This window comes from Caballeronia sp. LZ032, assembly GCF_031451315.1.
In the GTDB taxonomy this organism is placed as follows: domain Bacteria; phylum Pseudomonadota; class Gammaproteobacteria; order Burkholderiales; family Burkholderiaceae; genus Caballeronia.
Genome location: NZ_JARUXP010000002.1, coordinates 392,802 through 413,322, shown reverse-complemented (window position 1 = coordinate 413,322; position 20,521 = coordinate 392,802). Strand labels below are relative to the sequence as shown.

Annotated in this window: 11 protein-coding genes; 5 read left to right on the top strand and 6 right to left on the bottom strand. The window is 65.5% G+C overall.

Annotation, left to right across the window (positions count from 1 at the left end):
- Nucleotides 1-991 precede the first annotated feature (991 nt).
- Nucleotides 992-1,780: a hypothetical protein gene (locus QCE69_RS17370; protein ID WP_309920775.1), complete on the bottom strand. Its 789-nt coding sequence runs from the start codon at nt 1,778-1,780 to the stop codon at nt 992-994.
- Nucleotides 1,781-2,038: 258 nt separating this feature from the next.
- Between QCE69_RS17370 and QCE69_RS17365 the strand changes: the two genes are divergently transcribed.
- From QCE69_RS17365 to QCE69_RS17350, 4 genes are all read left to right on the top strand, one after another.
- Nucleotides 2,039-2,866 carry an aminoglycoside phosphotransferase family protein gene (locus tag QCE69_RS17365; RefSeq protein ID WP_309920773.1) on the top strand — a complete coding sequence of 276 codons (828 nt, stop codon included), beginning with the start codon at nt 2,039-2,041 and terminating at the stop codon, nt 2,864-2,866.
- Nucleotides 2,867-2,959: 93 nt separating this feature from the next.
- Complete coding sequence (locus tag QCE69_RS17360) at nt 2,960-3,976, top strand: sensor domain-containing diguanylate cyclase (RefSeq protein ID WP_309932069.1); 1,017 nt, start codon at nt 2,960-2,962, stop codon at nt 3,974-3,976.
- Nucleotides 3,977-3,983: 7 nt separating this feature from the next.
- A complete protein-coding gene (locus QCE69_RS17355; RefSeq protein WP_309932068.1) occupies nt 3,984-4,598 on the top strand; it encodes an HAD family hydrolase in 615 nt (204 codons plus the stop codon).
- 191 nt (nt 4,599-4,789) lie between these two features.
- Nucleotides 4,790-4,993, top strand: coding sequence for a hypothetical protein (locus tag QCE69_RS17350; RefSeq protein ID WP_309920766.1), 204 nt, complete (start codon nt 4,790-4,792; stop codon nt 4,991-4,993).
- Between the two features lie 30 nt (nt 4,994-5,023).
- On the opposite strand, the gene QCE69_RS17345 is transcribed toward QCE69_RS17350, so the two are convergent.
- Nucleotides 5,024-6,331: an MFS transporter gene (locus QCE69_RS17345; RefSeq protein WP_309920763.1), complete on the bottom strand. Its 1,308-nt coding sequence runs from the start codon at nt 6,329-6,331 to the stop codon at nt 5,024-5,026.
- Nucleotides 6,332-6,605: 274 nt separating this feature from the next.
- The gene (locus QCE69_RS17340) at nt 6,606-7,529 is read right to left on the bottom strand and encodes a LysR family transcriptional regulator (RefSeq protein WP_309920759.1); all 924 of its coding nucleotides are present in this window, start codon (nt 7,527-7,529) and stop codon (nt 6,606-6,608) included.
- A 125-nt stretch (nt 7,530-7,654) separates the two neighbouring features.
- On the opposite strand from QCE69_RS17340, the gene QCE69_RS17335 reads away from it, so the two are divergent.
- On the top strand, nt 7,655-8,365 hold the full coding sequence (locus QCE69_RS17335; protein WP_309920756.1) for an SDR family oxidoreductase: 711 nt from the start codon (nt 7,655-7,657) through the stop codon (nt 8,363-8,365).
- A gap of 12 nt (nt 8,366-8,377) precedes the next feature.
- On the opposite strand, the gene QCE69_RS17330 is transcribed toward QCE69_RS17335, so the two are convergent.
- From QCE69_RS17330 to QCE69_RS17320, 3 genes are read right to left on the bottom strand one after another with little or no spacing between them, the layout of a single operon-like run.
- A complete protein-coding gene (locus QCE69_RS17330) occupies nt 8,378-10,861 on the bottom strand; it encodes a penicillin acylase family protein (protein ID WP_309932067.1) in 2,484 nt (827 codons plus the stop codon).
- Between the two features lie 45 nt (nt 10,862-10,906).
- Nucleotides 10,907-12,553, bottom strand: coding sequence for a cyclic peptide export ABC transporter (locus tag QCE69_RS17325; protein ID WP_309920751.1), 1,647 nt, complete (start codon nt 12,551-12,553; stop codon nt 10,907-10,909).
- A 48-nt stretch (nt 12,554-12,601) separates the two neighbouring features.
- Nucleotides 12,602-20,521, bottom strand: a complete 7,920-nt coding sequence (locus tag QCE69_RS17320) for a non-ribosomal peptide synthetase (protein ID WP_309932066.1) — start codon at nt 20,519-20,521, stop codon at nt 12,602-12,604.

The following is a 20,521-nucleotide window of genomic DNA, read 5'->3' as shown; positions in this document are numbered from 1 at the left end:
CGAAAAGCAGAGTCAGCGCTCGTCCCCGTTTCCTCAAGGGCCATGAGCACTACCCTGGTCGGAGGTAATGGCCTGCATGGAGGAAAAATTACTTGCTTGAATCAGGCGGAAGTGTGTCTCGTGAACGTTTGTTTGCCTGATGATTTCGGCAGCATTAGAGCACAGACTTTTTACGTCTACAAGACGGAAAACCGTGAGCCGATAACTTTTTTTAGCGCATCGGTATAAGCGCTTGTGGGTGGGTTGCTTATGCGCTGATGCAGTGCGTCATTGTAATTTCTTACCTTGGACGCGGCACGCGGGGCCGCTGTGGCGGGGCTTTCGGGGCCTGCGCGAGCGTCAGGGGCGGAGCTTGATTCACGCATTTCTAAAAACCGTCTGGTTGAATATCAATTATCAAGTCAGAGCGCGCTTTTAAGAGGAAGCCTGCGGTGTTAGATTTATTATCTTTGCGGATCTGATTAAACAATAATCGATGCATTAGACACGGCACGACAGGTAACTATTTCTTTTAACAAAGTTGTCATGTGGCCGGAAAGCCTGAGATAACCCGTGTCATGCGATCGCGCCTGACCGTTGTTTAGCACGTGGCGCATGCTTGTTTCCCAAGCGTGGCAAGGACGTGCGGTGAGTCTTTGTTCATATGATGCTACGCAAACGCGACGCAGTCTTCGTAACAATGCCGTAAGCGCTTTAGCAGTGGATGCTTAAGTGCGCCGAGCGTCGCGCTAAAGCACGTGCAGATGTGTCCGGTCAAGCAGATCCACCTGGTCGGAGGTACCGCGTGAAACCTTATATCCTACGTTTCCAAGGCCGATTTAATCCGTTCGATTTCACACATAGCAATGAAGCCGTGACCGGCGCGTTCCTTCGCGATGCCGGAAGCTATCAGCAGAGGAAGAAGCGGCACACTCGTGCGTTTTGTAAAGTGCGCCGCCCATGCATGAATCGGCAAACGATTGCCTTGCGCGCGTCCGGGTTGTGAAGCAGTTCAAGGCAGGCGGATGAACGGACTATTCAGGAATGGCGAGTTCTTGAAGCGGTCGGGCAGCGTGTCGCGCAGCAATTCCTGGAGCTTGCTTGCGCGCGACACCTTGAGCTCCGTGATCATCGACAAGGTGGATCCGGGCGGAACGGAGACGTCCTTGTTGAACAACGGATTGAAGCCGGTGAACGACACGACCGGCAGCACCGTCACCTGGCCGAACGGCGGCGGCGTCTCGGTGATCGGGCCATTCGTGATGACCGCGACGGTCGTGCCGGTGACATCCAGTCCGCTGTAGTTCGGCACTTCGAGGCTCGCCTGGGTCGGCTTGAAGCCGAGGCCGGTCATCGAGAGCGTGATGGGCGATGAGGTCTTGTTCAGGATATCGACCTTTTCGGTGATGCGCGAACTGAGCGACCCGGACGTGTCGCCCTCGACGGTATAGACCACGCCGCCCACGACCGTGGCTGCATTGGCGCCCGTCACATAGCCGAGCATCAAACCCTGCACGTGGATCTGATTCGCACCGACGTGCGCATTGGAATGCATGTGGCCGAGATCGAGGAAACTCGACGGCCCCGAGGGATAGACCAGGATGCGCCGTCCATCGACGGTCCATTCGAGGGTTCTCAACAACTGCACGGGGTCGCTGGGTAGCGCGAGGTTATAGATGGGATCATCGCGCGTGACCTTCAGCGTGGAATTGTTGCTGGAGATGCTGACACTTTCCGCCAGCACTTCGCTTGAAAACGCCATCAACACGCACGCACACAGCAGAGTGGGTTTTGCTCGCATTTCAACCTCCGTCGTCAGGCTCGGTCCCACGGGACATGACGGGGCGCTGGGCACACATCGTCCCGTCCGCTTGAGCCGTTCGAATCGGTTGAGGAAGAAGGCGGCCTACCGGGTTGAATCGGCATCCTATCGGAAACGTTAGCTCACGATTTGCAAATTACAAGGTGCCGACATAACTTTTCAATCAGCCTGTGAATGAAGTGCAGAATGGGAGGGGGGTTGAATGAAATCTCGCCCTCGCATTCCACCGATCGACTCATGGCACAACCTGAAAGACACTCCAGCATGTTCGAGCCATACCTGAAGCGATGGGAGCTCACGATAGACGGCGAACCCTTCTCTTCCCGGAATGCCTGTCTTGTTCCGGTACGCCACCGTGATACACCTGCCATCCTCAAGATCTCTTCCGAGCCCGAAGAACAGGCAGGAGGCGCAGTCATGGCGTGGTGGCGCGGCGGCGGCGCAGCGCCCGTGCTGGCTCACGACAGCGAAGCGTTGCTGATGGTGCGTGCGCAAGGCTCAACCTCGCTGACCGAGATGGTGAAAGAAGGCCGCGATGATGAGGCGACCCGCATCCTGTGTGCCGCCGCTTCACGCCTGCACGGGCCTCGTTCAGAGCCGCTTCCTGCGTTGGCGCCGTTGAAGCAATGGTTCAATGCCTTGCTCTCCGGAGCCAGCACTCATGGCCGCCTGTTCGAGCACTGTGCGCGTACCGCCGACGAACTACTGCGCCTACCACGCGATATCACGGTCCTGCACGGCGATATCCATCACGGCAACGTGCTCGACTTCGGGCCGCTCGGCTGGCTCGCGATCGACCCGAAAGGACTGCACGGCGAACGCACCTTCGATTACGCCAATCTCTTCTGCAATCCCGACGCCGAGAGCGCGCTGACGCCGGGCATCTTCGCGCGGCGCATCGATCAAGTCGCCGATGCGGCGAATCTCGAACGACGACGTCTGCTGCAATGGGTGCTCGCATGGACCGGTCTGTCGACGGCCTGGATACTCGAAGACGGCGGCCACCCGGGCAGCACGCTCGACGTGGGAAGACTCGCCGCAGCCGCGCTCGGCATGATCGATTGACGGTCTCCAAGGGCACGCAAAGCCGCCCCGCCCTGCAAGCTCCATTCTTTCCCGTTTACAATCCTGCTTCCCCAAGACTCGCGGACAGGATCCATGGAATCGATGCTTGAGCGGCTGTCGGAAACGGTGGCCGCGGCAGAAAGTCTCGAACAACTCACCCGGCCACTCCTCGAAATGCTCGAGATCGTCACCGGTCTGGAGTCTGTCTACCTGACGTCCGTCGATGAGGCCGCCGGCATCCAGACCGTCGACTTCGCGCGCAACTCCGGCGATCTCGACATCAGCGAAGGCCTCGAAGTGCCGTGGTCGGACACATTGTGCCGGCGCTGCATCGACGAAGGACGCCGCTTCACCTCCAATGTGAGCGAGATCTGGGGCGATTCCCAGGCAGCGAAGGCGCTCGGCATCGAGACCTACGCCAGCGCGCCGGTCTGCGGCAGCAATGGCGCGGTCATCGGCACGCTGTGCGCCGCGAGCCGCCGCAGCAAGGCGATCGGTCCGCGCGCGCGCAGTGCGCTCAACCTGTTCTCGAAGATCATCGCCCAGCACGTGGAACGTGAACGCCTGATGGGCGAACTGCGCCGTTCCAACGAATATCTGACACGCTTCGCGCTGACGGACGCGCTCACCGGACTGCCCAATCGCCGCGCCATGCAGGACGAACTCGGGCGGCTGCTCGCGCGCGCGGCCCGCGATGGATCTTACGTGCTCGTCGGCATGATCGATCTCGACGACTTCAAGAAGATCAACGACGAGTTCGGCCATGCCGCGGGCGACAGCCATCTGAAGCAGTGCGCCAACCTGGTGTCCGGCGTCACGCGCGACACGGACATGCTCGCGCGCATCGGCGGCGACGAGTTCGCCTTCGTCGGTCCAGGCGCTCTCGATGCGGACGAAGCGCATCGCATCGCCGAAGAAATCCGCGCGCGCATCATGGAAGCGGGCAACGGTACGAGCGCATACGGCGAACACGCCGGGTTGAGTGTCGGCGTGGTCGCCGTGCGTTTCGTGACCGCGGATCAGGCCATCGCGCTCGCCGATACCGCCATGTACGAAGACAAGCGTGAACGCAAGCGCCGCCGCCGCGAAGCCCAGGCGACGCAGGAGTAACGCGGTCATGACCATCAAGGCCGTGGTCTTCGATGCATTCGGCACGCTGTGCGAGATCGGCGACCCGCGACGGCCTTATGTGCGGCTCTTACGGCTCGCGCAGCCGCAACCGGACCGGCTCGAAGCGCGCGCGCAGCTGATGAGCGCTCCGTTGTCGCTGCGTGATGCAGCCACAGCACTGAATGTCGGGCTCGACGGTATCGATGCGCTGGAGCGCGACCTCCAGGCGGAACTCGCGAGCATCCGTCTCTATCCGGAAGTGCCGCGCGTGCTGCGGGCCTTGCGCGCGCAGGGCTATGCGCTGGCTGTCGCGTCGAACCTGGCGCTTCCCTATGCGGCGCCGTTGCAGGCGCTGTTGCCCTTCCCCCTCGATGCGCATGCATGGTCGTTCGAAGTCGGCCATGTCAAGCCCGACCCGCGCCTGTTCGACTTCGTCTGCCGCACGCTCGACGTGCGCCCGAACGAGGCATTGATGATCGGCGACACCTATGCGGACGACTATCTCGGCGCGACCCGCAGCGGGCTCGCGGCGCTGCATCTCGACCGTGGCGCCCAGCCGCGCGCCGGTTCCATCCGAAGCCTCGACGCGGTGCTCGAACACCTCGCCATCCCGCTCGACTGAAAACGCCACACTGTTGGCGCGCCGCTGACCGGAAGACGGCGAATGGTGGTTGCCGGCCCACACGACCGCGTGCTTCATGCACGGAGAGCACGGCGAGCACGGCCCGCGCGAATGGCATAACAAATGCATCGGCTCCTGCAAGCGACCGGCCGCCCATGTGTTCTCTTTTCAACCTTGCCAGGAGCGCAACCATGAACCTATTGACCATCAGCGACATTCCCGTCGCCGTCGATCTCGACAGCCAGCAGATGAAGGACATCCACGGCGGCCGCATGAAGCTGCCCGGACAACAGCCCAAGGGCGCGATTCTCGTCTCGCCCGACGGCGAGCCGGTCTCCGTGTACGTCGACGGCTCGCTGCAGAACTCGGTCAGCGACGGCTTCTATCACCTGTGAGATCGAAGCCGGATGGTGCGCCGTCCGGCTTCACACCTGCTCGCGATCCAGACGTGCTTCTGGCGCACGCGTCTCGACCGGCGCGGCGTGCTCACTCGCCGCCTCATGCAGGTTGCTGCCGCTCGTTTCCGGAAGGAACACGGCCGCGATGAACGCGACGCCATACGCGCACAGCGCGCACGTCCCCATTGCAGTACCGAGCGGCAGGTTCGCGGCAAGCAGCCCGACCGTGGCCGGCACGACCGATCCGAACCCACGCCCGCCGCCCAGACAGAATCCCTGACCGCTCGCGCGGATGGTGGTCGGGAACAGTTCGGCGAAGGTCGGCAGCATGCCCGACGCCAGCGCGCCCTGAAACGCACCGAGGAAGAAGCTGAGAATGACGGTCACGCCGGCGCCGATCGGCGCGAGCAGATAGATGGCCACGTTGATGGCCTGCAGGACGAGGAAGGTCATGAACGCGGGCCGCCGGCCCAGCCGGTCCGAGAGCAGCCCGTACAGCAGCGGACCGACCAGCGACCCCAGGATATTGCACGCCAGATACCCCGCACTCGATCCGACCGACAGATGCAGCGCGGTGCGCAGGTACGTGGGCAGCCAGGTGATCATCACATACGCGCCGCCGAAGATGCCGGTCGCCATGATGACGGCGGCCAGCGTGCGGCGCAGATGGCGGGTCGCGAAGATTTCCCAGAACGGGCTGGCGGAGACGCCGTTGGCGCGGGCCACCTTGGCTTCCGCATAGACGCCCGATTCGGGCACCAGCCGGCGGATGAAGAACACGAGGATGGCGGGCACCACGCCGAGCGCGAAGAACACGCGCCAGCCGAACTGCTCGGGAAACAGTGACGCGATGACCGGCAGCAACGCCACCGACAACGCATAGCCCAGCGCATAACCGCTCTGCACGGCAGCGGCGACCCGGCCGCGCAGCACGGGACGGATCACTTCGCTGATGAGCACGCCGCCGACCGCCGCTTCACCGCCGTAGCCCAGGCCTTGCAGGAAGCGGATGCCGAACAGCACCGGGAAGGTGCTGGCGAAGGCTGCCGCGATGGTCGTGATGGCCACCCAGACGATGGTGAATTGCAGGATGCGCACGCGTCCGATCTTGTCGGCGAGAATACCCGCGCCCCAGCCGCCGATCGCGGTGCCGATCAGCGCCGCCGTGGCCAGATAGCCCACTTGAGGATGCGTGAGCCCGAGGGTGGCGATGAGCGCGGGGATGACCAGCGAGAAAATGCTCGAATCCATCGAATCGAGACCGAATCCGGCGAAACACGCCCAGAACGTTCGCCGCTCGACCGGCTTGAGGCTTGAGTACCAACCCAGACGCATGCTTCCCTCTTGATCTTGCTTGCAAACGGCGGACGTTAGCCAGATCGGGGATCGTAAGCAGGCTAGGGTTTACCCATGGCAAAGAGCGCAGCGGCAAGCAGCGGCACAGGGGTGTGCCGCTGTTCGACGGCATGAGAAGGGATTCCGGCATCGCACCAGGGCCCGGAGCGATGTCCTTTTTGCAGCGTCGTCCGATAAACAAAACTGATGGCATTGGCTGCACATCGGAAGCGGGAAGCGGGAACGACACGATCCCGCGCAACCGTCTACGCGATCACTCGTCGAGCGCGTCGCGGCAAACGGAAATGAAGATGTCGCGCAGCCACTTGTGCGCGGGTTCGCGGTCCATCCTGGGGTGCCACATGGCGGAGACCACGATCTCCGGCGCAAGCACCGGCAGTTCGAAAGCGACGAGGCCCTCTGCAAGCGCGGCCGCACCGGGCAAGCGTCCGCGCATCAGGCTGCGCGGCACTTGCGCGAGCACATCCGAGTCGCGGGCGATCCGTAACGCATCGGGAAAACCGGGCACGACGGCCACGATGGACCGCCTGAGCCCGAATTCGGCCAGCGCCCGGTCGATAGGGCCTTCGAAGTCGGCCTTGCGCGAAGCAACGACATGCTGGCAGGCAGCGTATGCCGCGGGCGTGACGGGATCCCGCAGCAACGGATGGCCGATACGCGCCACGCCGACGAAGCGATCCCGGAAGATCGACCGGGTCCGGACTTCGGGTGCGGATTGCCCGAGCACTCCGATCTCGAGATCGACCTGCCCTTCGCGCAGTGACACCGCATCCTTCACCACGCGGGGAACGAAACGGAGCCGCACGCGCGGCGCCTCCCGCGCGACCGTGGTCACCAGCGCCGCGGCAAGCAGTGCGATGAAGCCTTCGTTCGCCCGCACGACGAAGGTCCGCGCAAGCGTGGCGGGATCGACCTCGGTGGCTTGCGGGCCAAGCAATGTCCGGGCATCCCGGGCGACATCGCGCACCCGGTCCTGCATCGCCATGGCGCGCGGCGTCGGCACCAGTCCGTTGCCCGCGCGCACCAGCAAGGGATCTCCGGTCATCGATCGGAGGCGGGCAAGCGTACGGCTCATCGCGGAAGCGCTCAGGCCGAGGCGCCGCGCCGCAGCCGTCACGCTGCATTCGTCGAGCAAGGCATCGAGCGCCGGAAGAAGATTCAGGTCGATATCGGTCATGACTGCGTTCGGTGGATTGCACGGCCGGCGTGGCGCGGCGTGCAACACCATTGTGCACGCCACGCGTCTGGCGCACGACGGCAGCGGCGCCGATACTGGACGCATCCTCACCACCGGAAACACTCATGAGCGATGCAAAATCCCCACGACCCTCGATCCTGCTGATCGGCGCCTCGCGCGGCCTGGGCCATGCAATGGCGGAGGAATTCGTGAAGCGCGGCTGGAACGTCGTCGGCACGGTGCGCGGCCATGCCAGAACGGCACTGCACGCCCTCGCGGATGATCACCCGGAGAACGTGACCATCGAATCCGTCGACATCACGGATCCGGACCAGTTGGCCGCGCTGCGCGATCGGCTGGCCCCACGACGTTTCGATGCGCTCTTCGTGAATGCGGGCACCGCCAACGAGCAGCACGAAGATACGATTGCGGAGATCACGACGGAAGAATTCATCAGGGTCATGGTCACGAACGCGCTCAGTCCCATGCGCGCCGTTGAAACCCTCGAGCCGCTCGTCGCGGAAGGCGGCTTGATCGGCGTCATGTCCTCGGGACAGGGCAGCGTGGCGGGCAATGAGAAAGGCGGGCGTGAGCTCTATAGAGGTTCGAAGGCCGCGCTGAACATGTTCATGCGCAGCTATGCCGCCCGGCAAGCGAACAGCCAACGCTCACTGCTCCTGATGGCGCCAGGCTGGATTCGCACGGACCTGGGTGGACCGGACGCGCCATTCACGATGGCCGACACCATTCCCGACGTGGTCAGCGTGATCATCGATGCGCAGGGCAAGCCGGGGCTGCGCTATGTCGATCGCAACGGCAAGACGGTTGCGTGGTGACGGCGGCAGGTCTCACCGCGCCGCCGTCCGCGCCCCCGTCAGCACCGTCTTCGTCACATCGGGAATCGCGTCCAGCGCCTGCTCGCTGAACGGGAAGCGGGTCCAGGTCTTCTGCGCATAGACGCGTGTGGTCGCGCGATACCACGGCGACGCCGGATCTTCGGATACACCGGTCGTCAGCATCGTGTCCGCCTGCGGACCCTCCGCACCGAAGCTCACGACCTGCATATAGCTGTTGCCATGGGCATCGCTGTCCAGCGACTCACCGGTCTTGTTGAGCGGCTGCATCGCGCACGCCACCGTGAAATAGCCTTGCAGATCACAGCCGCCGTACAGCGGAATGCGCCGGGCTCCGTCGCTGATGTAATGCATCTCGCCGCGCGTCGCGTCGACGGCAAAGTCATTCGCACGCAACGCCAGCACCGCGCCGCCGAGCGCATCGCCAAGCGCCCGCACCGTCGCGGGATTCGACGTGTCGAGGCCATCGGGCGTGGTGAGCGGATGCGCGGCATCGAAGGGCGTCGTGTAATGCTGGAGCGCCGGCATCGACGCGGCGCGCTGCCAGAACGCATCCCACAGATTCGCGCCGCGCGCATTCACATTCGCCGTGCCATCCCATTGCCGCAGCGCCGCGCAGGCAGCGCGAATATCCACCTCCTGCGCCTGATCCGGCTTCGCCGGGTCCGCCGTCACGCGCACGATGGCCGTCTTGCAGACCGCATCGGTCATGGGCTTCAGGAACAACTGCGCGGACATCGACGTACTGGCCAGCACCGTCCGCTCCAGCGCCGCGCGATCGACCCCGCCGGGTGCAGACATGGCCTGCGCGGCGATGCCATGTCCCAGGCGGGTGCGCAGGGACTGCACCGTGCCCGTTTGCCCGAGCACTTGTGCGTAGCCCGTCAGCGGTGCGTGCGGATTCGTCAGCCAGTAGCTGCCGTTGAAGTTGCCGACATAGTCCGCGCGCCGCAACTCAGGCATCGATGCCACCGGCATGCGGCTTGTGCGCACTGCGCCGGACAGCTTTTGCGCCGTCCAGTCGCACGCCGCGCGCGAACCGTCGAGGAACGGCACGCCGGGCAGGCGCGCATCCACCGCGCGGCCCGCAGGCGTCGTGCAGGCGTTGGCAAGCGCATCCGTCACGCCCGGCACGGCGCCGATATCCGCGAACCAGACATCGGCGCTACCGCGCCCGATGGCGAACGTGTTGACCCATGGCATCGATGCCGCGTGCTTCTGCGTCGCGATGAAATCGTCGAGCGAGCTGGCCTGATTCCATTGCAGGAAGTTGGAGAAGGTGCCGGGGTTGTCGGCGTTGACATCGGCGAGTGCGAACGCATGCTCGCCGTTCCACGCCAGCGCTGGCGACAGCGACGACAGATCCGCCACCGGCCCGAAGCGCGTCCGGTACAGCGTGCGCGTGACGGGCGCGAGCGCGCCGGTCTTCATGTCGCGCACCTGCACGGTGACGGGCACGGCGCGCATCGCTTCATCGCGGCCTTCGTAGCGATAGTGCGTCGGCGCGCCCGGCACGAGCGACAACTGGAAGATGCCGAAGCGCCGCGCGCTCGACACCGTATGCGTCCACGCAATGTTCTCGTTGAAGCCGATCATCACCATCGGCACGCCGAGGAACGCCGCACCCGCCGCATCCATCTGCTGCGGAATGCGCAGCTGCATCTGATAGAACCGGTCCGGACCTTGCCAGAACCAGTGCGGATTGCCGAACAGCAGACTCTGGCCGTCCTTCGTGCTGGCCGCACCGAACGCCAGCGCATTGCTGCCGATGCCGGCCTGCCCGCCTATTGCGAGTCCATTGGCGCTGGCGAGCGTCGCAACCTCGCCGCCCGTCGCTGCTGCACCCGCAGCCCCCGGCGGCTGCGCCCGCGCGATGCCGCGCAGGAACGGCATCGTGCCGCCCGCCAGATTCGCGGCGATGAAACGTCGATACAGATCGTCGGTATCGATATGCGTGACCCAGCGCGCGCCCGCACAGCTTGCATGCGCGCCCGGAAAGTGTCCCGCATGAAGCTCGTCGATATAGCGGTTGTAGCCATCCGCATAGCCCGCGACGAGCGCACGTTCGCGCGGCGGCTGGGCATCGCGGAAACGCGTCACCGCGTCATGATCGATCACCGAGCGGAAGAAGAAATCGGCATCGAGATTGGCGGGCTGGCCGAAGGTCGATGGCCCCGGCGGATGCCCTTCCGCGCCGAAGTTCGCCGACCGCTCGCCGCGCCAGGTGACGAAGCCATCGGACAGCGTGCACAGCGCATCCTGCGCCTGCGCGAAGCCGACGCCATAGCCGAGGCTGCCCCAGTCGGCGGCATCGATATGCGGCACGCCGTCCGGGGTCCGCTTGATCGTCACGTCGTAGGCCGCGCCGGATGCTTGTTCCGCCGGCGTATGACACCCCGACACCAGCACCAGCAGCACGGCGCTGCCACACATTGCCGCCAGCTTCCGGGCGGTCTTCGAAATACTCAGTACAGGCATGTTCGCGTTACGTGGTTCTTTGCAGCACTGCGGGGAAATATGGGCTCAGGCGGCCGCGTCGAGCGAATGCTGCGCGAGCTCGCGTCCGTCGCCTGTCGCGGCGATCTGGCCGTAATCCAGCTTGATATAGCGGTCCGCCAGCGAGAAATAGCGGTCGTCGTGCGTGATGACCAGCACGGTCTTGCCGCGCGCCTTCAGGTCGGGCAACAGCCGCCGGTAGAACACGTCCTTGAAGGCCGGATCCTGATCCGCGGCCCATTCATCGAACACATAGAACGGACGGTCTTCCAGATACGCCACCAGCAACGCAAGACGCTTGCGCTGGCCCTGCGAGAGATCCGTGGTCGAGAACCGGCCGTCGCGGATCGTCACCTTGTGCTCCAGATGCAGCAGTTCGAGCAGCTCCTGCGCCTGCGCGTCGAGTCCGTCGATGGCAAAGCCATGCAGTTCGTCGAACAGGAAGAAGTCGTTGAACACCACCGAGAAATGCTGCCGATAGCGCTCGCGGTCCGCCTCGTTCACCGGCCGGCCGTTCAGTTCCACCGTGCCGGTCTCCGGCGCATACAGGCCCACGATCAGCTTGGCCAGCGTGGTCTTGCCGCTGCCGTTGCCGCCGATCAGATAAACCAGCTCACCCGGCTTGAACGCGAGGTTCGCGGGACCGAGCTTGAACACTTCGTTCTCTTTCTCGCGGAAATAGCTGTGCGTGATGTTGTTGAGCGCAATGCTGTCGAACGCGGTTGCCGCTTCCGAGGGCTCGACGTTTTCCTTCGGCAGGTCGCGGTTCACCTTGTCGATGCGTTCCAGCGCGACCTTCGCCGAACTGAGCGACGGAATGGACGACAGCAGGCCTTCAATCGGCATGATCATGTACAGGAACACGACCGCATAGCCGGACAGCACGTGCACGTCCACCGCATGAAAGCGCGTCAGCACGAACAGCACGCAGCCGATGAACGCCAGCAGGATCATGCTGCCCCAGCTGGCCGCCGCCGTGTACAGCACATAGCCGCGCGTACGCTGCACGCGCACGGCTTCCACATTCGCGGCGATGGCGTCATCGACGAACGCGGTCCTGCGGCGGCGATGCAGCTTCAGTTCCTTGGCGCCGTCGAAGAGCGCGCGGAAATGCTTGACGAGATCGTCCTCGCGATTGCGCGAGCTGCGCAGATGGAACATCGCGCGCGTGTTGGCCAGATGGAAACCGAGCGAGCCGATCACCACCGTGACCACCGCGAACACCAGCACCTGCCACGACAGAAAGCCGAGATAAGCCAGGCAGCCGATCACGATGGAGCCGTTCATCGCGAGCGAGGGCAGGCTCAGGAAGAACACGACGATGGTGTCCAGGTCCGAAGTCAGCACCGTCAGCGCGCTGGATGCGCCTTGCCGTTCGAGGTTCTGGTACGAGGCCTCGGTGACGCTGTGAATGGTCCGCATGCGCAATGCGGCCTTGGTGTTCTGGCCGAGCTGCACGAAGGCGGTCTGCGACAGCGTGCGCGTGACGAGCACCGCGAGCGCCAGCAGCAGGAACTGCCAGCCCAGCGTGGGCAGCCGTTCGGGCGTGGCGCCGAGCGCCTGGTTGATGATGGCCACGAGACCCGCATTCGCGAAGCCGCCGACGACGCTGATGATCAGCGCCAGCAGCAGGATCCAGCGCGACTGTCGGATCAAATTCAGGAGCAGGGACATGTCGATCCTCAAAAACTTGTTATCTGTTCGGTGTTCACGTGCGCACCGTCACAACTGCGCAAGGATATCGCGCATTGCGCCGGCCATCGCCGCGTCATCGGCAACGGAGTGTTTCAGCGCGTCCAGCGCGGCCGCGAGTTCATGCAGCGGCTGATTGCGCATCAGGTCGGCGAGCGGCGCGTCGATGCCGAGCTTCGCCCGCAGCGCGGACTGCACCTGCATCGCCGCGAGCGAATGGCCGCCCAGTTCGAAGAAGCGGTCGGAGCGGCGCACCGGCGATACGTCCAGCACGCCCGACCAGACTTCGGCCAGTGCGGTTTCCATCTCGCCTTCGGGCGGATCGGCCAACGCAGCCGACGACGACACGCCCGGCGCGGGCAGCGCATGCCGGTCTATCTTGCCATTCGGGTTGAGCGGCATGCGGTCGAGCACCGTCACGGCCGCGGGCACCATGTAGTCCGGCAGGCTCGCGGCCAGCTGGTCGCGCAGTTGCCGCCCATCGAGCGTCGCGCCCGCCGCCACGGCATACGCCAGCACGCGCACGCCGGTGGGACCATCGCGGGTGATGACCACCGCTTCCCGCACGTTCGGCTGCTGCGCGAGCAGTGCTTCGATCTCGCCCAGTTCGACGCGAAAGCCCCGCACCTTCACCTGATGGTCCGTGCGACCGAGATAGGCGAGCGTGCCGTCCTCGTTCCAGCGGACCACGTCGCCGGTGCGATACAGCCGTGCGCCCGGCGTGCGCGCATGCGGATCGGCGATGAAGCGGGTCGCGGTGAGTCCCGAGCGCCCGAGATAGCCGCGTGCAAGCAGCGCCCCGCCGATACACAATTCGCCCGCCGCGCCCATCGGCACCCGATTGAGTTGCGCATCGAGCACGCGCAGCGTGCGTCCGTCGAGGGGCGTGCCGAGCGGAATCTGCGCGGGTAAGGATGCGTCGTTGCGCACGTAAGGCGTGCAGTCGAACAAGGTTGCCGTCACGACTGCTTCGCTCGGACCATAGGTATTCGCCAGCGCCACATGCTCGAGACCCGCCGCGCGCCATGCCCGCACGCCATCGGCGGGCATGGCTTCACCGCCCGCATGCACGCGCCGCAGCGTGCCACAGCGCGCACGCACTGCGTGCGCGCCGCGTTCTGCAAAGTCCTGAGCAAGCGCGTTCCAGTACGCCGTGGTCAGGTCGGCGACGGTGATGCGCTGCTGCGCCACCTGTTCGAGGAAGCGCTCGCTGCTCCATAGCTCCGGTCCGCGCAGGATCAGCGTCGCGCCGGCGGCGAGCGTCGGAAAGACCTGTTCGACGAAGCCGTCGAAGTTGAAGGTCGAGAATTGCAGCACGCGGTCCCGCGACGTGATGCCGAACATGCCGATCGACACGTCCGTATGACGCGCCAGCCCGTCGTGCGTGATGCCGACGCCCTTCGGCCTGCCGGTCGAGCCTGATGTGTAGATCACATAGGCGAGGTGCGAGGGCACGATTGCAGCGGGCGCTGTTGAAGGCGTTGCACCGTCCTCCGTCATGCGATGCACGTCCAGTGTCCTGACGCCGAGGCGCGCGAGCGCATCGACCGGCACATCCGAGGTCTCTTCCGTGGGCGCGGTCAGCGCGACCGCAATGCCGCTGTCCTCGATCATGAACGCGAGACGCTCCGCCGGATACGACGGATCGAGCGGCACATAAGCACCGCCCGCCTTCAGCACGCCGAGGATCGCGACGATCATCGTCAGCGAGCGCTCGAGCAGCACGCCCACGCGCGCTTCGGGTCCGACACCCGCCGCGCGCAGATGACGCGCGACGCGTTCTGCGCGGCGGTCGAGCGTGCCGTAGTCGATCGATTCGTCATCGAGCACCAGCGCCTGCGCATCCGGCGTGCGCGCGGCCTGTTGCGCGATGCGCAGATGCACGGGCGCGGACGCTGCGACATCGGGCGCGCTGCCCCAGCCTTCCAGTTGCGCGCGCTCGCCGGGGGCCAGCATGTCGAGCGCTCCGAGCGGTGCATCCGGCGCGGCGATGAACGCATCGAGCAGCGCCGACAGATGCGCTGCCATGCGGGCGATCTGCGCGGCATCGAAGATATCGCTCGCGTAGTCGAAGTCGATGCGCAGCGCTTCCTCGCCCGCCCTGCCTTGCGTGACCGACAGCGTCAGCGGATAACTCGTGCGGTCCTCGTTGCGCAAGCTTGAGAACTGCAACTCGCGCGCGCCGGAAGCATGCAGGATGTCATCGACCGGATAGTTCTCGAACACGACGATGCTGTCGAACAGCGCCTGTCCGCCTTCGATGCGCGCCCAGCGCTGGATGTCGTAGAGCGCGACGTGTTCGTGCTCGCGCGCCGCGACGCCCTGCCGCTGCACGCGTTCGAGCCACGCCGAGACGCTCGTCGCGGGATCCGGCGCGCCGATCACCGGAATGGTGTTGATGAACAGGCCGAGCGTGCGGTCCGCGCCCGCGAGCGCTTCCGGACGGCCCGCGACGGTCGCGCCGAAGCTCACCGCGCGCTGCCCCGTATAACGTTGCAGCAGCACGAGCCACGCGGCCTGCACCAGCGTATTCGGCGTCACGCGGCGGGACTTCGCAAAGCGGCCAAGCGACGCGGCACGCGCGGCGTCCCACGTCAGTGAATGCGTGCCGTATGAAGCGGCGCTCGCTGCATCGGCGCGTGACGGTGCGGGCAATGCATGGCTCAGCAGCGTCGGGCCTTCGAGTGCGCCGAGTTGCTCGCGCCACCAGGTCTCGCCGACAGCCTGCGGCCGCTGGCCCAGCCACGCGATGAAGTCCCGATAGCGTCCCGGCACGCCGGTAGCCGGTCGTCCCTCATAAGTCGCCAGCACTTCGGCGAGCAACTGCGCGGCGCTCCAGCCATCGAGCAGCGCGTGATGGAACGTCCACACGAAATGATGTCGATCCACGTCCGTGCGCAGCACGTCCACCCGCCACAACGGCGCGCGCGCCAGATCGAAACCCTGCGTCACGCGCGCGGCGGCGAAACGGTCGAGACGCGCATCGAGTGTCGATGCTTCTTCGTTACGCCAGTCCTCGGTGAAGAACGGCGTCGCGATGCTGCGCGCCACCCATTGACGCGGGGCATCGTCGAAGGACAGAAAACCGGTACGCAAGGTGTCGTGACGCGCGGCAACGGCAGTCCATGCCGCTTCGAAACGCGCGCCATCCAGCCGGCCGATATCCACGCGCAACTGGTTCACATAGGCGCCCGGCTGCTGTCCGAGCAGGCTATGGAACACGATGCCCGTCTGCATCGGCGCGAGCGGATACAGGTCCGCGACGTCGGCGGCACGCACGGGCAACGCATCGAGACGCGCCTGGTCGATGCCCGCAAGCGGCACATCGGAAGGCGTCAGCCCGGATGCGCCGCTTTCGCAGTGCGCCAGTACGGCCAGCAGTTCGCGCTGCAGCGCGTCGGCGAGCGTCGTCAGCGTGGCTGCGTCGTAGCGGTCGCCGCGCGGATGCAGCAGCGTGAGCGACAGTGCGCCCCGATGAACCTGCGCCGAAATTTCGAGTGCATGCGTCGCGCGATTCAGTTCACTCGACGTGCGCCCGCTCGCCTCCGTGGCGAGTTGCCAGCCTTGGCCGGGGTCGTCGTCGTCGAACTGGCCGAGATAGTTGAACAGCACCTCCGCGTGACCGATGCCCGCCAGCGCCGCGCGACTCGACGGCGTACCGAGATACTTGAGCAGATTGAAGCTCAGGCCGCGATGCGGCACCGCGCGGCGCGCTTCCTTCACGCGCTTGAGCGCCGCGCCGGGCTCGCCGGTCGGCGCGAGTTCGAACGGATACACGCTCGTCAGCCAGCCGACCGTGCGGCTCAGATCGGCGTGGCCGGAGAGCGGCTCGCGTCCGTGACCTTCGAGGTCGATACGCAACGCCGCGCTGTCGGAGAACGCGCACAACGCGCGGCCCGTGGCGAGCAGCAGCAGATCGACGAGTTGCGTCCGATAAGCCGCCGATGCGTCCTGTTGCATACGCCGCGTCGTCGCGCGATCGAACTGCACGACGGCGCGCTGCGGCACGCCAGATGCGTGCGGCATGCCCGGCGGCAAGGCCGCGCGCACTTCGGCGAGGCGTTGCCAGTGCGTGAGGTCGCGCTCGACGTCCGGTATGCGCGCCGCTTCGTGCAGCTGGCGTGCGAAAGCCTGACACGAGGTCGTGCGTTCGGGCAGCGTTGCCGCTTCGCCGCGCACGCGTTGAGCGTGAACGCGTTGCAGGTCGTCGATGAGAATGCGCCACGACACGGTATCGACCACCAGATGATGGATCGCGATGAACAGCCGCCACGTGCCGTCTTCGATGCCGAGCGCGATCGCGCGAAGGAGCGGGCCGTGCTCGATGTCGAGGCTGGCCTGCGCCGCGTCGCAATGCTTCCCGATCTCCGCGAGCGCGACGCTTTCAATGACATCGAGGGACGGCGCGGCTTCATCCTCCGTGGCATAGCGTTGACGCCAGCCCGACTCGCACGGCTCGAAGCGCACGCGCAGGCTGTCGTGATGCGCGACCACCGCGCTCAGCGCGTCTTGCAGCGCGCCGGTATCCAGCGTGCGGCCCACGTCGAGCAGCACCGCCTGATTGAAGTGATCGCGCGCCGCGAATGCTTCGCTGAAGAACCACGCCTGGATCGGCAGCAAGGGAACAGGCGCGCTTGTGTCCACAGTCGAATCCGGCAGCGCGGCTTCGGCGGGCGACGCACCGAGCGGCGTGACGACGCTCGCCAGTTGCGCGATGGTCTGCTGCTCGAAGATCTGTCGTGCGCTGAGGCCGAGGCCCGCGCGACGCGCACGCGCAACGATCTGCAAGCCCATGATCGAATCGCCGCCCAACTCGAAGAAGTTCTCGTGACGTCCGATGCCCTCGCGCCGCAACAACTGCGACCAGATTCCGGCGAGCGTGATTTCGGTATCGCCCTGAGGCGCTTCGGAGAGCGGCGCCGCGACGATCTCCGGCGCAGGCAGCGCGCGCCGGTCGATCTTGCCGTTCGGCGTCAACGGCAACGCATCCAGCACGGTCAGCCAGGAGGGCACCATGTAGTCGGGCAGCGTGGCGCCGAGCGCCGCGCGCAGGGCGGCCGGGTCGAGTGGCTGTCCCGCTGCTGCCGTGACATACGCTGCAAGACGTCTGGACGCCGTGCCGTCGGCTGCATCCAGCGCGACGACGACCGCCTCCGCGACGCCGTCCTGCATGCGCAGCCGCGCCTCGATCTCGCCAGGTTCGATCCGGAAGCCCCGCACCTTCACCTGCTCGTCGAGGCGGCCCAGATATTCGAGCTGACCATCGGCGCGCCAGCGCACCAGATCGCCGGTGCAGTAGAGGCGCGCGCCGGGCGTGTCGGAAAACGGGTCCGGCACGAAGCGCGCCGCGCTCATGCCGGGCTGGCCAAGATAGCCGCGCGCCAGCGCCGCGCCGCCGATATGCAGTTCGCCCGGCACGCCAGGCGGCACCGGGTTCTTGCGCGCATCCAGCACCCATGCGCTGCGTGCGCCGACGGGCTGGCCGATCGGCGCATAGGCGCTGTCGAACGCGGGCTCATCGGCTTGCCAGACGGTCGGCGTGATGACCGTTTCCGACGGACCGTAGGCGTTGAAGACGCGCTGCGGCGCGAGCCGTTCGCGCACGGCATCGAAGCCCGCGCGCGACCACGCCTCGCCGCCGACGATGCAGGTCCGCACGCTCACCGCGCCCGCCGCCGTTTCGCGCGCGAAGGCATCGATATAGGCCGGCGGCACGTTGAGCGAGGTGACGCCGTGCGCGCGGATCTCATCGACCAGCCGCCCGGCCGACCACACTTCGTCGTCGCGCATCAGGACCGAAGCGCCGTGCGTAAGCGGCACCCAGAGCTCTTCGGCGGCGACGTCGAAACTGATCGACGCGAAATGCAGGCAGCAATCCGACGCGTCATAGCCGAACAGTTCGCCGATCGCCCGGCAGTGCGACGCCAGCGCGCCATGCGCCACCGCGACGCCCTTCGGACGGCCCGTCGTGCCCGATGTGTACACGACATATGCAAGATTGTCAGGATGCAGGGCGGGCGCGGGATCGGTGTCGGGTTCGCCGGACAGGTCGAGCGTGTCGAGGTTCAGCACGGGCACGCTACAGGCGTCGCGCATGTGCGCTTCCGACGCATCGTCGACGAGCAGCAGCGCGATGGCGCTGTCGTTTGCCATGTGCGTGAGGCGCGCGGGCGGGTACGCCGGGTCGAGCGGCACATACGCGCCGCCCGCCTTCAGGATGCCGAGCATCGCGGCCGTCAGGCCGGCGGTCCGCGACATGGCCAGGCCGACACGCACTTCGGGACCGACACCCTCGCGCATCAGACGCGCCGCCAGACGGTTCGCGCGACGATCGAGTTCGGCATAGGTCATCCGGCCGTCGATGCCGGTGACGGCGAGCGCGTCCGGTGTGGCCTGTGCGCCGGCGGCGATGCGTCGGTGAACGAAGTCGTCGGCTTCTTGTGCTTGAGTGGAGCCGCTGCCCCATTCGCGCAGTTGCCGCCATTGCGCCGCATCGAGCAAGGCAATTTCACCGATGCGCTGCGCCGGGTCATCCGTCAGCGCTCGCAACACGTTCGCGTAATGCGCGCCGAGCCGCTCGATGCTCGCGGCATCGAACAGTTCGTCGGCGTAGATGAACTCGGCCTCCAGCGTGCCGTCCGTCGATTCGATGATGTTCAGCGTCAGTTCGAACAACGCCGCTTCGTCCGGCAGGGCGTAGGGCTCGATGCTCAGGCCCGGGAGTTGTTCCAGCACGCGCCAGTCGCTGCGCTGATGGTTGAACATCACCTGGAACAGCGGCGTGTGGCTCAGGCTGCGTTCGGGACGCAGGGCATCTACCAGTACGTCGAAGGGCAGGTCTTGATGCGCCTGTGCGTCGAGCGTCGTCTGGCGGGTTTGTTGCAGCAGGGCTTCGAGACTTGCTTCGCCATCGATCTCTGCACGCAACACCTGCGTGTTCACGAAGAAGCCGATCAAGCCCTCCGTCTCCACGCGATGTCGGTTCGCCACCGGCACGCCGATGCGGATATCTTCCTGTCCCGTATAGCGATGCAGCAGCGCCTGGAACGCCGCGAGCAGCACCATGAACGGCGTCGTGGACGTACTTTGCGCGCGCGACTTCACCGCTTGCGAAAGCGCTTCAGGCATCTTCAGCCGATACCGCGCCGCACGATACGATGCATTCGCCTGACGCGGCGAGTCGGTGGGCAGTGCCAGCACCGGCTGTGTATCGCCCAGCGCCTTGCGCCAGTAGGTCAATTGCTGTTCGCGTTCGCCTGCGTCCAGCCAGTCGCGTTGCCATGCCGCATAGTCCGCGTATTGCACCGGCAGCGCTGCCAGCTTCAACGGCTCTTTCAACACCGCTGCGCGGTAATGCGCCACCAGTTCTTCGAGCAGCACACGCACCGACCAACCGTCCGAGACGATGTGATGCATCGCCAGTACGAAAAGGCTTTTGCCCGCTTCCTGCGTGTGAAAAAGCCCTGCACGCAGCAACGGTCCTTGCGCCAGATCGAACGGACGGCTCGCGAGCACGCGTGCTGCGTCATCGATCTGCGTCGCCGGTAATGACGCTTCCTGCCAGTCAAGCGTTCCCTGCGGTTCGATCCACTGCTGCACCTGACCCGCGTCATCAGCGACAAAGCGCGTACGCAATACCTCATGCCTTGCGACGATCGCCTCGACGCTCGCCTTCAACGCAGAAGCATCCACGTCACCATTCAGCAACAAGCCACCCGCCACGTGATACGCGCTGCTCTCCGGCGCCAGTTGCCACATGAACCACTGACGCTGCTGCGCATGCGAAGCCGCCACGCCCTGCCCTGCCTGACGCGTGCGCGGCAGGATAGGGAACTGCGCGGGCGCGACGCCCTGCTCGTTCATCTTCTGCCAGAACACACGCCGCTTCTCCGGCGTCAGTTCGATAAAGCGTTCAGCGATGCGTCGCGCCGCGTCCTTGTCCATAGCCAT

Coding starts and splice junctions, on each gene's coding strand:
- QCE69_RS17335 (WP_309920756.1), top strand. CDS start 7,655: ATGAGCGATGCAAAATCCCCACGACCCTCGATCCTGCTGATCGGCGCC.
- QCE69_RS17340 (WP_309920759.1), bottom strand. CDS start 7,529: ATGACCGATATCGACCTGAATCTTCTTCCGGCGCTCGATGCCTTGCTC.
- QCE69_RS17325 (WP_309920751.1), bottom strand. CDS start 12,553: ATGTCCCTGCTCCTGAATTTGATCCGACAGTCGCGCTGGATCCTGCTG.
- QCE69_RS17370 (WP_309920775.1), bottom strand. CDS start 1,780: ATGCGAGCAAAACCCACTCTGCTGTGTGCGTGCGTGTTGATGGCGTTT.
- QCE69_RS17320 (WP_309932066.1), bottom strand. CDS start 20,521: ATGGCTATGGACAAGGACGCGGCGCGACGCATCGCTGAACGCTTTATC.
- QCE69_RS17345 (WP_309920763.1), bottom strand. CDS start 6,331: ATGCGTCTGGGTTGGTACTCAAGCCTCAAGCCGGTCGAGCGGCGAACG.
- QCE69_RS17355 (WP_309932068.1), top strand. CDS start 3,984: ATGACCATCAAGGCCGTGGTCTTCGATGCATTCGGCACGCTGTGCGAG.
- QCE69_RS17365 (WP_309920773.1), top strand. CDS start 2,039: ATGGCACAACCTGAAAGACACTCCAGCATGTTCGAGCCATACCTGAAG.
- QCE69_RS17350 (WP_309920766.1), top strand. CDS start 4,790: ATGAACCTATTGACCATCAGCGACATTCCCGTCGCCGTCGATCTCGAC.
- QCE69_RS17330 (WP_309932067.1), bottom strand. CDS start 10,861: ATGCCTGTACTGAGTATTTCGAAGACCGCCCGGAAGCTGGCGGCAATG.
- QCE69_RS17360 (WP_309932069.1), top strand. CDS start 2,960: ATGGAATCGATGCTTGAGCGGCTGTCGGAAACGGTGGCCGCGGCAGAA.